10 protein-coding genes are annotated in these 13,669 nt (G+C 70.3%); 9 read left to right on the forward strand and 1 reads right to left on the reverse strand.

Annotated features, from left to right (window positions below):
• Nucleotides 1–2: 2 nt before the first annotated feature.
• The gene (locus tag OG622_RS20185) at nt 3–1,379 is read left to right on the forward strand and encodes a hypothetical protein (RefSeq protein ID WP_371577823.1); all 1,377 of its coding nucleotides are present in this window, start codon (nt 3–5) and stop codon (nt 1,377–1,379) included.
• 307 nt (nt 1,380–1,686) lie between these two features.
• Here the strand turns inward: OG622_RS20185 and OG622_RS20190 are convergent, their stop codons facing one another.
• Complete coding sequence (locus tag OG622_RS20190; protein ID WP_371577825.1) at nt 1,687–2,241, reverse strand: hypothetical protein; 555 nt, start codon at nt 2,239–2,241, stop codon at nt 1,687–1,689.
• A 43-nt stretch (nt 2,242–2,284) separates the two neighbouring features.
• Between OG622_RS20190 and OG622_RS20195 the strand changes: the two genes are divergently transcribed.
• The 8 genes from OG622_RS20195 (at nt 2,285) to OG622_RS20230 (ending at nt 13,666) form a co-directional block, all read left to right on the forward strand.
• Nucleotides 2,285–4,834 carry a hypothetical protein gene (locus tag OG622_RS20195; protein WP_371577827.1) on the forward strand — a complete coding sequence of 850 codons (2,550 nt, stop codon included), beginning with the start codon at nt 2,285–2,287 and terminating at the stop codon, nt 4,832–4,834.
• Between the two features lie 11 nt (nt 4,835–4,845).
• Nucleotides 4,846–6,297, forward strand: a complete 1,452-nt coding sequence (locus OG622_RS20200; protein ID WP_371577828.1) for an amidase — start codon at nt 4,846–4,848, stop codon at nt 6,295–6,297.
• Nucleotides 6,294–6,845 (forward strand): NUDIX domain-containing protein, encoded by a 552-nt coding sequence (locus OG622_RS20205; RefSeq protein WP_371577830.1) that lies wholly within the window; start codon nt 6,294–6,296, stop codon nt 6,843–6,845. The genes OG622_RS20200 and OG622_RS20205 overlap by 4 nt, the downstream gene beginning before the upstream one ends.
• 104 nt (nt 6,846–6,949) lie before the next feature.
• Complete coding sequence (locus OG622_RS20210; RefSeq protein ID WP_371577832.1) at nt 6,950–7,912, forward strand: hypothetical protein; 963 nt, start codon at nt 6,950–6,952, stop codon at nt 7,910–7,912.
• Complete coding sequence (locus tag OG622_RS20215; RefSeq protein WP_371577834.1) at nt 7,909–10,704, forward strand: ATP-binding protein; 2,796 nt, start codon at nt 7,909–7,911, stop codon at nt 10,702–10,704. The genes OG622_RS20210 and OG622_RS20215 overlap by 4 nt, the downstream gene beginning before the upstream one ends.
• 332 nt (nt 10,705–11,036) lie before the next feature.
• Nucleotides 11,037–12,614: a C2 family cysteine protease gene (locus OG622_RS20220; RefSeq protein ID WP_371577836.1), complete on the forward strand. Its 1,578-nt coding sequence runs from the start codon at nt 11,037–11,039 to the stop codon at nt 12,612–12,614.
• Nucleotides 12,611–12,886 carry a DUF6406 domain-containing protein gene (locus OG622_RS20225; protein WP_371577838.1) on the forward strand — a complete coding sequence of 92 codons (276 nt, stop codon included), beginning with the start codon at nt 12,611–12,613 and terminating at the stop codon, nt 12,884–12,886. The genes OG622_RS20220 and OG622_RS20225 overlap by 4 nt, the downstream gene beginning before the upstream one ends.
• Before the next feature lie 141 nt (nt 12,887–13,027).
• Nucleotides 13,028–13,666 (forward strand): flavodoxin family protein, encoded by a 639-nt coding sequence (locus OG622_RS20230; RefSeq protein ID WP_371577839.1) that lies wholly within the window; start codon nt 13,028–13,030, stop codon nt 13,664–13,666.
• Nucleotides 13,667–13,669 lie beyond the last annotated feature (3 nt).

Genomic DNA, 13,669 nt, shown 5'->3' on the forward strand with positions numbered 1-13,669 from the left:
AGATGTACAGGACGAAGGCAGCCGTGGCCGTCACCCTGGCAGGGGTGCTGCTCGCCGGATGCAGCGCGGACGGCGACGGCGGTTCCGACACCGGCAAGGGCGACAAGGGGTCCGGTACGACGGCCCCCTCCTTGGCCGAGCTCACCGTGCCGTCCGCGTACGACGGTGCCAAGGGCTGGGATCAGGAGATCGACTGGGTTCCGGAGAACACGGAGTCGCAGATGCCGGTGACGACGGACGGGGAGACGGTCGCGTACGTCCTCCGGTCCGGTGACGGCTACACGGTCCAGGCACGCGACAGCACCACGGGCAAGGTGCGGTGGACAAGTGCCCGGTTTCAAGTACCGGCAGAGATCACCGACGAACCGAACCTGGGATACTCCGAGGACAACCCCGAACTCCCGCAGGTGACCGTCGTGCGGCAGGGGGGCCGCACCTATCTCGCTTCCTGGGCACACGGTACCCAGGAAGGGGATGCCCTGAACGAAAGTCGGGAAGTGGTGCAGATCAACCTCTACGAGATGGACAGTTCCGGTTCATCCGTTGCTCCGCTGCGCCGTGTCTCCGTGCCAGTCGACGATGTCCGGGCATTCACGATCAAGGTCTACGACAGTGGAGGCGGTGCCGGTCTGGTGGTGTCGTGGGAGGAGCCATCCAGGAACCTCGGCGCCACCGTCGATGCCACGACAGGCAGGCTCACGAAGTACGACAACCCGGGCAGCCTGGTCCCAGAGTGCCCCTCGGCGTGCGTATACGGCGACGTAGTGGCGGTCACTTCCAAGGGAGCAGCGGGGGCCAACAATGTGGGCGGCTTCGGCGTCAAGGGCGGGTGGGCCTCCCAGGACATCGCACCGAAGGGCGCCGACCCGGGAAGGATCTCCAACGGCGGGTACGTGAGCGGATCCTTCGTCGGTGTCGACAGCGGCAAGTTCCTCGCCACGTGGAAGGCGGCCGACGGCACGGACACCCGGTTCTGGTCCGCGCACGACCTGAACAGCGGCCGATTGCTGGCCAGTACGGCCTGCGCCGCCGGGGGCACGGAGAACGTGACCGACGCCGTCGCCTCCCTGAACGGCCGCTATCTCGGCCTCAATTCCGTCGTCTTCGACGTCAAGTCGGGCACCGGGCTCTGCCTTGAGGGAGACGACACCCGGCGGCCCATCAACATCCGTGCGCTCGGGGACGACGGCACGGCTTACGGCGAGACGGACGCCGAGAGCGGTGCGACGCCCATGGTCGAACTGAAGGTGAGCGACGGCGAGCCGAAGGTCCTGCCCGAGGGAACACAGCTCCCGGCCGCGATCTTGAAGGAGGCGGCACTGTTCACCCTTCGGGAGAACGGCGCCGGCCTGCTGATCTCGGTACGGCGGAATGCCTGACGCCGACCGAAGCCGAAGCGAAGGCCGACGTCGTTGGAGCGACAGCCCGAGGAGCCTCCTGCGAGGCCGGCGGCCCTCGCGTACGGCGCACGGGAACCCGGATTGAAGGGGGAGAGACGGTGTCCGGAGTCGCTGCAGGAACCGGTGCACGCGAAGCACGCGGCCAGCATCACCGTCGCACGCGGCTTCGTGTTCCGCCCGGACGGCTCCCGGCTGATCTGGGCGCCGAGCGAACGCGACGAGTCGGACCGTCCGGAGTGAGGCGACGACGCCACGTCGGCCGGCGTCCTGGCACTGCCGCTGGACGTCAGCTCCGCGGCGGGCTGAAGCGGTCGATGTCGGCGAGAATGGACCGCTTCAGCTCCAGCGCGGCAGCGATCTCCTCGCGCGTGAACCGCTCCGGGTCCTTGGTGTACAGCTCCCGGCCGCGCCGCGATGTGAACAGGGCCTCAGGGATGCGGTCCCCGCGCTCCGGGAGGAACTTGGCGACCTCCTCGAACGCGGCAATCGCGTACTCGGTCCGTGGCCGGATCTCCCGGTGTTCGGCGGTCGGCGTGTTCAGGAGACGGAGCCCGGAATCGGTCGACGCCCGGTCGCCGACCCACATGAACTCGCCGGGGTCGATGATTCTCGACGGCTCGAAGCCACCGAACGCCGGGGGCGCGGGCGGCAGTTCCTCGGACATGCGGAACTCGAACGAACGTGTACGACCGCACTGGGGACACATGCCCTCGTACACCGCCACCATCGCTCCGTCGCGGTCCTCGAGTCGGTGTTCCCTCTCGAACTCCTCCGCGCCGCAGTCACAGGCATGGAGGTCCATGTAGAGGTGAGCTTCCTGCATCGAGCGAGCGATCAACATGACATGATCCTACGGATTCACATCGCCGGAGGGGGAGACGTCGGTGGACCAGGACAATGATGCGAAGCGTCCTGAAGAGATCGTCATCACAGCCACGGATGTTCTGGGCACCAGCTTTCGGGCCGACAGCGGCACGCGTGCCGCGGAACGCGTCCTGACCGACGCCGAGGCCACGCTGCCCGTGGTGGTCCAGGGCCTGTACCCCGACCGACTGCGCATGCACGGGCTCGCCGAGGAGGACGGCCGTCGCTTCTTCGCCCTGAGTGACGAGGGCGGCAGGACCCTGACCATCCGGCTGGAGGCCGCCTCCCTGCCCGAGCGGACTGTGGCCCGGACCTTCGTCAACACGGCGTCCGACAACCATGTCGTCCAGGTCTCGGACCGTCTCGCACCCGACCAGATCGGCCGGGCTCTGAGCCACGAGGTCAACGAACTCCTCTCCGTCCGAGAGCGTGCCGCCCGTGCCGAGGCACCCGCTGCCCAGGATCTGCTTGCCCGTGGCGCGACGCTGCCCGAGCGACATGAACTCTCCGACGAGGACCTGGGCCGGATCGGTGAGCTCAACTACCTGGCCGCACGCGTGAACGACAACACTCTGCCCCCCGACCGGCGTGCGGAGGCCGGCGCGGAGCTGTCCCAGCTGATCGACCACACGGGTCTGCGCCCCGTCTCGCCCGCTGAGGACACAGCGTCCCGCGCGGTCGAGCAGTACGCCGCCAACATCCGAGCCGACACCATCCGTCCCCATCTGACGACGGAAGCAGCCCGAACCGTTCGTGAACTCGCACACCCCGTGGAACGACTGAGCGCGGCCGACGCCCAGGTCGTCCTGGACCACCGGGCTCGGGCCGCCGAAGTCCGCGCGGCGCAGTCCCCGCTGGGCACATCCCCTTCCCTCCCTCTCCCAGGCATGCGTCCCGACGGCACACCCCACACCCGTGAGGAACTCAGTGCCGCATCGAACGAAGCCGCCCGGCAGCGCACCACTGTCGGACAGGAGACACTCGATCAGCTCCGCGCGGAAGCAGCCTCACTGTCCGACGGACGGTATCCACAGCGCCAGATCATGATCGGCGGCGGAGGCTCGCTCGCCGGCCGCGATCCCGACGTGCTGCTCGTAGACGCGCGCGGCCGATGGCACGTTGACCCCATCAAGGGCATCGTCCAGTCCGCGGACCAGGTACGCCACCTCAGGGAAGTTGGCTGGAATCCTTACCAGTTCGGCGACCCGAAAGACCGTGTCTCACTGTCCACCCTGCAACTCTGGGAGGACACCGCCGCCGCGAGTGGCCCACTCGTCGACGGGCGGGCGACTCTGTCCCTCAGCGAGGAGGGCCGTCTGCTCGCCGAGATCACCCCGATGGACGGGTCACCACCCGTACGGGTCGAGGTGGTGGGCACGCCACTCGTGGCGACCGGTGTCCCGCCCGAAGTTGTTCCGGGAGTCGACCGGCAGGTACCGACCGTGGCGGAGGCCACCGAGGTGTTGAGCAGCCGTCTCACTACGTCAGGCACTCCGGAGGCGCTGGAGGCTCGTGACCGGCTTGCCGCCCTGCCGGCCGGAGAAGGCCGCGCGGCCGCGTCTCTGGAGGTGCTGGCCGACCCGCGGGTGGCGGACGCTCTGGACACCTCCACGGACCCCATGGTCGCCGGTGCCCGGACCACACTGGAGGCGACCGCCAAGTGGGAGCAGGCCAGTGCCGCCGCGCCGGGCCGGGTCCTGCTGGGCGACGAGGTGGGCGACGGGGAATACGACCCGACGGTCGCCGACAACTGGGTGATCGCGGGTATCGGCGGCGGCGCCATCGCCAACACGGAGATCATCCTGGAGGGCAACCCCAATGCCCGGGTGACCATGGTGGGAACCGCCGCGCCATGGGTCCTCCACAACGACTCCCAGTACCTGGCGATGCGCCGACAGTACGACGCCGAACTCGGCGGCAACGGACGCCTGGTCACCGTGGCCAACCAGCGACTGGGCGCCATCGAGACGGTCCGCACCCCTGAGGGCGAGGTGCGACTCAAGGCTCAGCACGTCGAGGGTGACGCGTACGTGGCCTGCCTCGGTCGGGTGGCTCGACTGCCGCAGGCCGCAGACACCCTCGACCAGTGGGCACGGCAGCAGGGCGGGCAGGTCAGGGGCGAGTTGCTCTTCGACAAGAATGAGCAGTATCTCGGCTACCGGCTCCGTTTTCAGGTCGCCGACCGTCAGCACACCGTCGATGTGACCGGCGCGGCGTCCCGTATGCTGCCCGGAAACGTTTTCAGCCGGGACGACATGGCCAGACTGGCCGTGATCGACCGCAAGACGGCGCCGGCGGAAAGCGGAAACGTGGCCGCCGGGTTCATGGCCACCGCTATCCAGGGAAACAATCTGGCCAAGCATCGGGCGGAGCAGACTTCCCAGGGTCCGTCCGTCGGTGCTCGTTCCGTCAATCCCATTGCCGCCACGGCCCGTCTCCAGTCCGGCCGTAAGTCGTCCACTCCGAATTCACCCTCAAGGCCCACGCCGGGAACCGGCGCCGCCAACCAGCCTCCGCACAGCCCGCGCCCTCCGCAGCCGGGAAACAGCCCGGGCGCGCCCGGGCGCTGAGGAATCCGGCGATGTCCGGTGAGGCAGCACGCACCACCACAGAAACCGCCGCAGCCGTCCGAGCTCGCGAGACGACAGCCGTCGACGAGGTGGCGGCCGCGTTGGAACGCATAGAACGGACTGAGCCCGTCCTGTGTGCCTTCGTCGAGGTGTGGGCCGAGGAAGCGTTGCGGCGGGCGGCGGAGGTGGACGCGCGGGTGGCCGCGGGCGTGTGGCTGCCGTTGGCCGGGGTGCCGATCGGGGTGAAGGGGCGGAACGGGCTGCGTACGGCTGTGGCCCGGGCGCTGGTCGCGGCCGGGTGTGTCCCCGTGGGGGCGACGTCCGTGCCCGGCCCCGGTACCCCCTGGCAGACCTGGGGCCTCGGGGCCGGCGGCCGGACCGTCAACCCCTGGCGGGCCGACCGGACACCTGGCGGCTCCTCCGCCGGGTCCGCGGCGGCGGTCGCCGCGGGCCTGGTGCCGATGGCGACCGGCACGGACGGCGCCGGGTCGGTACGTATCCCGGCCGCCTGGTGCGGCGTCGTCGGCCTGAAGACCACGAACGGACGCCTGCCCTCCCCCGACCGCACCGGCCTCGCGGCGGCCGGTGTCCTCACCCGCTACGCGTCGGACGCGGCGGCGTACTGGCGCTGCGTGTCAGGAGTGGGGGACGCGCGGGACCCAGGCGACAGGGGAGGGTGCGCGACGGAGCACGACGGGCAGGAGCGGCCGTACGCGGTGGGGACGGCAGCGGCGACGCGAGCCGTCAGGGCGGCTGGAGCAACACGGGCGACCGGCGGCGGGTCTCCCCCCGTCGCCGTCTGGTCGGCCGACCTCGGCTTCGCCGACACCGATCCCGAGCCCGCCGCGATCGCCCACGGCGCCGCGCTCCGCCTCGCGGACGCCGGTCTCGTACGGCTCACGGGGCTTACGGGTCTTACGGGTCTCACGGGGCTCGTACGGCCGCCAGTACGCCAGGCGCGCCCGCTCGTCCACCAGGGCACCCCTCTCTCACAGGCGGCGAACCCGCCCGCGCCGCAGCCGCTTCGACTGGAAAACCCCGGACCGGCCTGGCTCGCCCTCCGCGCCGCACGGCCCCCCGAAAGCCGCCCGGCCCACGACGCCCGCCCGTCACCCGGCACCCACCCGGCTCCTCTCTCGGCCGCCCAGGAACTCCGCGCCGAGAACGACCGGCGGCTCGCCGCCCTCTTCGCCGAGGTCGACCTGATCCTCACCCCCACCACACCCAACGCGCCCCACGGTCACGACGGCCCGGGTGACCGCTACTCCACGGCTCTGACCTGGGCGTTCAACCTCAGCGGGCATCCCGCCATGAGTATCCCGGCCGGCTTCGACTCCGACGGCTGCCCGGTCGGCCTGCAGTTGGTGGCGCGGCACGGCGAGGAGGCACTGTTGCTGTGTGTGGCGGAAGCAGTCGAAGCCGTCCGGAAGTACCCCGCCCCAGAAACGGAGAGCCCGACATGAGATGGACCGTCCACGGCGAACACACCCTCCACGACACCCCATGGGTCAGGCTGCGCTCGCTGGACGTCGAGCGGCCCGATGGCACCCGTGGCGACTACCACGTGGTCCGGCTGCGGGACCTCGCCGTCACCGCGGCCGTCGACGACCGGCAGCGGGTCCTGATGATGTGGCGCCACCGCTTCGTCACGGACACCTGGGCGTGGGAGCTGCCCATGGGCCTGGTCGAGGACGGGGAACGGCCGGAGGAGGCGGCGGCGCGGGAGCTGGAGGAGGAGACGGGGTGGCGGCCGGGTTCGCTGCGGGAACTGCTCTACGCGCAGCCGGCGGCCGGCATCACCGACACCCAGCACTTCGTGTTCCGCACGGACGACGCCCGACGCGTCGGCGAGCCCACGGAGCAGAACGAGTCGGACCGCCTGGAGTGGATCCCCCTGGCCGACGTGCCCGGTCTGATCACCCGCCGGGAGATCGTCAGCAGCGCCACCCTCGTCGGCGTCATGGCCCTGTTGCTGGAGAGCGCGAACGGCGCATCCGTATCGGGTCGGTGACCGACTGTCAGACCTCTGGTCTAGGGTGATCAATCGCCAGAGGTTACGGGCGACTTGTGTACGGGGAACGTGCGCACGGAGGACGTGGGGCACGGGGAACGGGGATGATGGACACGACAGCGAGGGGAGGCCCCGTCGACTGGGCGGCCTCCGGCGCGGTGGGCCCGAACGTGGCGTACCGCAATCAGACACTGCAGTACCGGGACGTCGAGCTGAGCTTCGACGAGTCCGTGGAGTTCAAGACCGTCAGACAGCTGTGGTTCCAGGCGGCCGTGGCGTCCTTCCTGATCTTCTTCGTCCTCGGTCTGGTGCCGGCCCTCCTGGCCGGCGATGTCGACGCCATCGGCCCCGGCCTGATTTTGTCGATCATCGCCTTCTGGGTGGTCTTCCTGCTGGTCCGGCAGAACGAGCCGATCTCGGAGTGGAAGACGCTCCTGGAGGACAAGGCCGCGGCCTCCTCCTCCGCGTACGCGACGATCTACGGCGCGCTGACCAGCCGCCGGATCCCGGTCACAGCCGTTCCGGCCCGGATCCGCAGCGACATCACGCCGGAGGTCGTGCACAACCGACTGGTCGTCACCAGCGGCCGCTACGTGGCCTACGTGACCGTCTTCGCCTACGGCACCAGCCTCTACGTCGGCTGGACGATGTGGCGCAGCCGCTCCGGCGCCGTGGTGATCGGGCACTTCGTGAAGGATGTCGTCGGCTCGATACTGAACCGCACGGGCAGCCTCAACCAGATGCTGCGCACGGACCGCCCGCGCGCGATGCGGGAGGCCGTGCACTCGGCGGCACGTGAAGGCGTGGAGATAGCGGTCCAGGGCATCGAGGTGCCCCTCGCCTCGACCTTCGGGCAGGAGCCCCCGGTCCAGTCGCTCCCGGTTCCGGCCGCACCGGCCGGTCCGCCCGGTCCGCCCGCCCCACCGGCGTACCCGGTGCGGGCCCAGCCTGCGCCCGGGTATCCGCCAGCGGGCCCGACGGGTCACATACCCACGGCACCGCCGGCACCGCCCATGGTCCCGCACGCCCCATCGGAGCCGAACGGACCGCGCTGGAACGGCAGTTGAGCACCACCGACCGGAAGGCCACCGGTGTGCTGACCGTGTCCGACGGCACGGCGGTCTGGGCATGGACGGCGGTACGCGTCGATGCCGCCGCCGATCTCACCGAGACCCAGGAGTACGCGGATCTCGCGGAGGACGACCGCCGGATCAAGGCGGTCGCCGCCGAGACGGCCTGGCTGACCGGCCAGTGGGGCACGGCACACGGTGAGCGTGTCGAGCTGCGCTACCTCAGCGATCCGGCGGAGCGCGGCCTCACCTGCGCCCTGCTCGGCCGGGTCTCGGCGGCCACACACGGCCGGGCGGAGGCTGCCGCGCTCGCGCTGCGCGCCCGGCTGGCCGCGCTCCCCCGCCATGTGCACGCGACGCCGGTCGACGACCCGGCCGAGGTGGCGCGGCTGCTGACCCCGTTCACGCCCGATCCCGACGCGGGTGTGGCCGAGATCCGCAAGCGGTACCGCACCGGGCTGCCCAACCGTCCCGACGCGGGAGTGCGCTACTACCTGTCTCCGCAGCCGTTCACCGCGTCGGCGCCGCCGTGGGACGCGTTGTGGAGGGCGCTGGCGGAGCACCCGTACCCGGTGCTGCTGACGATCGGCCTGGAGCCGTACGTCGTACCGGACGACCTCGGCCCGCTGCTGCACCGCGTCGCCACGCAGTACGGCCGGCTCGGGACCCAGGGTCAGCTGCCGGACGGCCTCTGGTCGCCGGGCACACAGCTCGCCCCGGACGCCTTCGCGGTGGACGCCTCCCGGGTGTACGCCGACGCCGCCCGCCGTTACACCGGGCGAGCCTTCCGTATGCGGATCGCCCTGGCCTCGCCCGCGCCGCTGCCCGAGTCGTTGGCCGAGCTGGCCGGCGCGACCGTGTCTCCGCAGGAACGGGCGCGCGAGGAGGGGGTGCTCACGGAGACGTTCAGCGGACCGGCACACAGCGTGGCGTGGCCCGGACCGGGTGAACTCCCGGCCGCCTGGCAGGGGTTGACCACGTTGGAACACGGACGCTGGGGCGGCGACCACTGCTGGCGGCTGCCCGAGCCGCTCTCGCCGCAGCTGCGGCTGATCGCGGAGCTGGTGGACGCGCGCGAGGCGGGGGCGGCGTTCCGGCTGCCGCTGGCGGTGAACGGCCACATGACCGGTTTCCCGGTACGCCGGCCCGGCCTGGCGGGCGAGACGGCGTACCGCGCGGAGGGCCCCTCGGTCACCCTGGGCCGCCAGCTCGTCCACGACAGCCCGGCCGGCCCCCTGGGCATCGGCCTGGACGACCTCACCCGGCACGCCCTGTTCGTCGGGACCACCGGTTCGGGGAAGACGAACACGACGCTGGCGTTCTGCGAGCAGCTGTGGCGCGACCACCGGGTACCGTTCCTGGTCATCGAGCCGGTCAACTCCGAGCTGGACGACTACCGCTGGCTGGCCACACGGCCCGGGTTCGAGGACCTCGTGGTGCTCACCGTGGGCGACGAGACGACGGCTCCCCTGCGTCTGAACCCCTTCGAGGTTCCGGCCGGAGCGCGGATCAGCACACATGTGGCCGGGCTGCTGGCCTGCTTCGACGCGGCGTTCGGTCTGTGGGACCCGCTGCCGAACATCTACAACCGGGCGCTGCGGGCCACGTACGCGCGCAAGGGCGTCGTACCGACGGACGTCGCCGGCCCCGACCACGAGTGGCCCACGTTGCGCGACTTCATCACCGAGATGCGCCGGGAGTGCGAGCTGCTGGACTACTCCGGCGAGGTACGGGACAACATCGTCGCCGCGTCCAGGCTGCGGGCCGAGTCGCTGGCCGAGGGCGCCTGCGGCAGCACGCTGGACGTGACACGTTCGTACCCGGTGGAGGAGTTGCTGCGGCGCCCGGTGGTCGTGGAGCTCGCGGCGATCGGCGACAACGAGAAGGAACAGTCACTCGTGACCGCCCTGATCCTCCAGACGATGACCGAGCACTACAAGGCGAACCGCCTCGGTGGCTCGCTCTCCCACGTCACCGTGATCGAGGAGGCGCACCGCCTGCTCGGGCAGCCCGTCGCCCGGTCCGGTGACGCGAAGGAGGGCAACGCCCAGGCGCGGGCGGCCCAGGCCTTCGCCAACGTTCTCGCCGAAAACCGCAAGTACGGCGAAGGCGTGGTCATCGTCGAGCAGGTTCCCGGCAAGCTCGTCGAGGATGCGTACAAGAACACCAACCTCAAGGTCATGCACCGGCTGCCCGCCGCCGCCGATCGTGAGCTGATCGGCGGCACCATGCGCTTCTCCCCCGACCAGGAGCGCTACGCGGCCACCCTGGAACCCTTCCATGCCTTCGCCCACCACGACCGCCTCGACCGCCCGGCTCTGATCACGGTGCCCGATGTCCGCGCGGCGGCGGCCCGGGAGGCGGGCGTGGCCCGGGCCCCCTTGGCCACCTCCCCTCAACTGGCCGCCCGCTTCCGCGATTTCGCGGCCGAGGTGACGCCGGTGTCCGACGCTCTGTCCCCCTTCCCTGACTGCGACGGCTGCGCCCACCGCTGCGCGTTCCGCTCCCGCGCGAGTACTGCGGTCTGGCCCGAGCACGCGAAGGAACTCAAGGAACGGGTCGCCCGGTACCCCAAGTCCAAGCCGGAGCAGTCGGCCTGGTGGAGCGGCACGGCGGAGTGGGTCGCCGAACTGGCGGACACGGTCCCCCTCCGGGACCCCGCCCCGGACGCCCTGCGCGACTACCGAGCCTGCGTCTTCATCCACCTGGCCCGCGCCGCCTGGCAACGCAAGACCCTCCCCTGGGTCCGCCTCTACCGCACCCACACAGCCCCCGGGCCCTCCACATGAGCGACCGCCCAACAGAACAGCCACCGCGCCCGGAGACAGCGCCGGACCCGACGGACGCCCCGGACCCGGCCGACGCACCGCCCCCGGCCGAGACCCCAGACCCGACGGAAGCCGCACCAGAACCGGCAGAGGCCACCCCGGAACCGACAGAGGCCCCGGCCCCCGCGCATACCGGTGACACCGCCCCGCCGACGGAGTTCGCAGAGCCGATCGAGTCTGCGGAGCCGATCGAGCCGACGGAAGCCGAACCCACTGAGCCTGCCGAACCCATGGAACCGGCAGAGCCTGCCGAACCCGTAGAGCCGGCAGAGACCGCCGCGGCGATGGAGCCTGTGGACGCGCCTGCCTCGACGGACCCCACCGACGCGCGCCCACCGATCGAGGCCACGGAAGAGTCCGACGCACCCGCCGTCCCGGAGGCACAGGACACGCTGGAGACGCCCAGCCTCGAAGACGCACGGGTACCGGAGGATTCCGAGGACACGGACAACGCGCCGGATCCTTTCGAGCCCCAGGACGTTCTCGGTCCGTCGGAGCCCCCGGAAATCGCCGGTGAAACCGTTCCCGTGGAGGCTCGGAACGTTCTGGAAGTCACCGAGCCCGTGGACGCGCCGGAGCCGGAGGACTCCAGCGACACGGACGCAGCGCCGGCCCCCTTCGAGTCCTCGGAACTCCCGGAATCCTTCACGGCCCCGGAGCCCGCATCCTTCGACGCCGAGGAACCCCGGATGCCCACCGAGGCCCCGGCCCCACTGTCTCCCGCCGAGTCCGCCGCCACTCCGGATGAGGTACGCAGCCCTCTGGAATCCGGTTCGGCAGACGAGGCGCCCACCTCTGTGGAGGCCCGCGATCCCGACGAGGCCCCCGGTCCGCCCTTCGCCGATCCCCGGGGCGATCGGGCAATCATCGGTCACGACAGCGAGGCACAACAGGGTTTCCTAGACCACATGAGGAAGGCGTTCGGCCGGACGGACGGCAACGACCACGCCGAGCGGCTGAACGGCGTCATCGATCGACCTGACTTCCAGGACCCCACGTCGAAAAAGCCGGAAAGCATTCCCGACCGCTATGGCACCCCCCTCGACCGGCCTGACGGCACCCGCACGCCTCTCTTCGACGGCGAACCCAGACGGGAGCAGACGAAGCAGGGCGGTCTGGGAGACTGCGGCATCATCGCCACGCTGGGCGCCGTCGCCCAGCACCACCCCGAGGCGATCCGGAACTGTGTGAACGAGAACGACGACGGCACGTATTCGGTACGTCTTCATGAGGCGGTGTTCGACAAGAGGTACACGCGCTACGAGCCGACCGGAAAGACCATCGACCTGACGGTGACCCCCGACCTGCCGGTCTTCGACGAACTCCCGCAGTTCCCCGCCTTCGCCGATTCGGTAAGCACGGGGGTGGCTTGGGCACCTGTTCTGGAGAAGGCGATCGCCGGTCTGGACCAGACGTGGAGCGACGAGCGCAAGAAGGAGTACACCGACACCTGCGCGCTGAGACGGATACACGATGCCCCGGAGGGCTACGTAAGGCTGAACCGCGGATCCCTCCCCAGCGACCGTGCGGAACTTCTCACTCAGCTCACCGGTCTTCCTGCCAAGACGTGGGAGCTGCCTCAGGGCTATGACCACACCGGGCGCAGCGAGGACCGCCAGCTCCGGGACGAGATACGGGAGTCCCTCGACGCCGGACTGCCTGTTCTGGTCGGCTCGCGCAGACTCAAGAAGGGCGAGCACGCGCTCATCAAGGATCTGCGCGCCTCACACGCGTACGAAGTGAAAGCCGTGGACGAGGAGGGCCTGTTCCATCTCCGCGACCCACACAACAACGGCGATCCCATGCCCCTGAACGCCAAGGAATTCCGGGCCACGATGCGTAAGTCCTACACCACATTGGAGCCGTCATGACCGTCAGTCAGATCTGTCTCACCGCCGGAATCCAACGGAACACGGACATCGGAAGCTTCGGCGTGATCTACGTCGACGCACGCGCCGAGACGCCCCTCACCGTGCGCCTCGTCGTTTCCGGAGCCGAGGAGAACCGATACAACCTGCACCTCGGCGACACCTTCCCCGTGGGCGAAGACACCTGGTACCTCGACCGCGTCGAGGACCCGACCGGTGACTGGGCCGTCTTTCTGAGCCAGGCCGAACAGGGCGAACCCGCCACCACACCGTGATGTGAACTGCCGCCGACCGCCTCGGCCGCACATATATGACCGCCCCGGGCCGCCTGGCATTCACATGCGCATGCATATATTGTCTACACATGTAATCGCTGGGCGCCGCGTAAACAGACGCCACGTACCCAGGGGGACCCCATGACCCGCCGATTCCTGTTCGTCCTCGGCAGCAGCCGGCCGGACGGCAACACCGAGATGCTGGCCCGCGCGGCCGCCGAGCAGTTGCCGGATGACGTCGAACAGCGCTGGCTGGACCTCGCCGAGCACCCGCTGCCGGACTTCGAGGATCTGCGTCATGACAGTGACCATGTGCGGCCGGAGGGGGACAACCGGGCGCTGCTGCTGGACGCCACGCTCGCGGCCACGGACATCGTGATCGTGTCGCCGCTGTACTGGTATTCCGTGTCGGCCCACGTCAAGCGGTACCTCGACCACTGGTCCGGGTGGCTGCGCACCCCGGGTCTCGACTTCAAGGAGACGATGGCGGGCCGCACCCTCTGGGGTGTCACCGCGCTCGCCCACTACGAGGAAGAGGTCGCCGAGCCGCTCATCGGGACGCTCAACAACTCCGCCGCGTACCTGGGCATGCGGTTCGGCGGAGTCCTGCTGGGCAACGGCAGCAAGCCCGGTGATGTACTCCGCGACACGGCGGCACTGACCCGCGCGAAGACGTTCCTCACCGAGGAACCGCCGTTCGCGCGCTTCCCGTACGACACGGACACCGCCACGGACGCCGACGCGGACACCGCCACGGACGCCGACGCGGCTGCCGCCTGAGTG

The organism is Streptomyces sp. NBC_01314, assembly GCF_041435215.1.
Classification (GTDB): Bacteria; Actinomycetota; Actinomycetes; order Streptomycetales; family Streptomycetaceae; genus Streptomyces.

What these genes read in the sequence shown, in the direction of transcription:
- OG622_RS20185 (WP_371577823.1), top strand. Translation starts at nt 3, where the DNA reads ATGTACAGGACGAAGGCAGCCGTGGCCGTCACCCTGGCAGGGGTGCTG.
- OG622_RS20200 (WP_371577828.1), top strand. Translation starts at nt 4,846, where the DNA reads ATGTCCGGTGAGGCAGCACGCACCACCACAGAAACCGCCGCAGCCGTC.
- OG622_RS20230 (WP_371577839.1), top strand. Translation starts at nt 13,028, where the DNA reads ATGACCCGCCGATTCCTGTTCGTCCTCGGCAGCAGCCGGCCGGACGGC.
- OG622_RS20205 (WP_371577830.1), top strand. Translation starts at nt 6,294, where the DNA reads ATGAGATGGACCGTCCACGGCGAACACACCCTCCACGACACCCCATGG.
- OG622_RS20210 (WP_371577832.1), top strand. Translation starts at nt 6,950, where the DNA reads ATGATGGACACGACAGCGAGGGGAGGCCCCGTCGACTGGGCGGCCTCC.
- OG622_RS20225 (WP_371577838.1), top strand. Translation starts at nt 12,611, where the DNA reads ATGACCGTCAGTCAGATCTGTCTCACCGCCGGAATCCAACGGAACACG.
- OG622_RS20190 (WP_371577825.1), bottom strand. Translation starts at nt 2,241, where the DNA reads ATGTTGATCGCTCGCTCGATGCAGGAAGCTCACCTCTACATGGACCTC.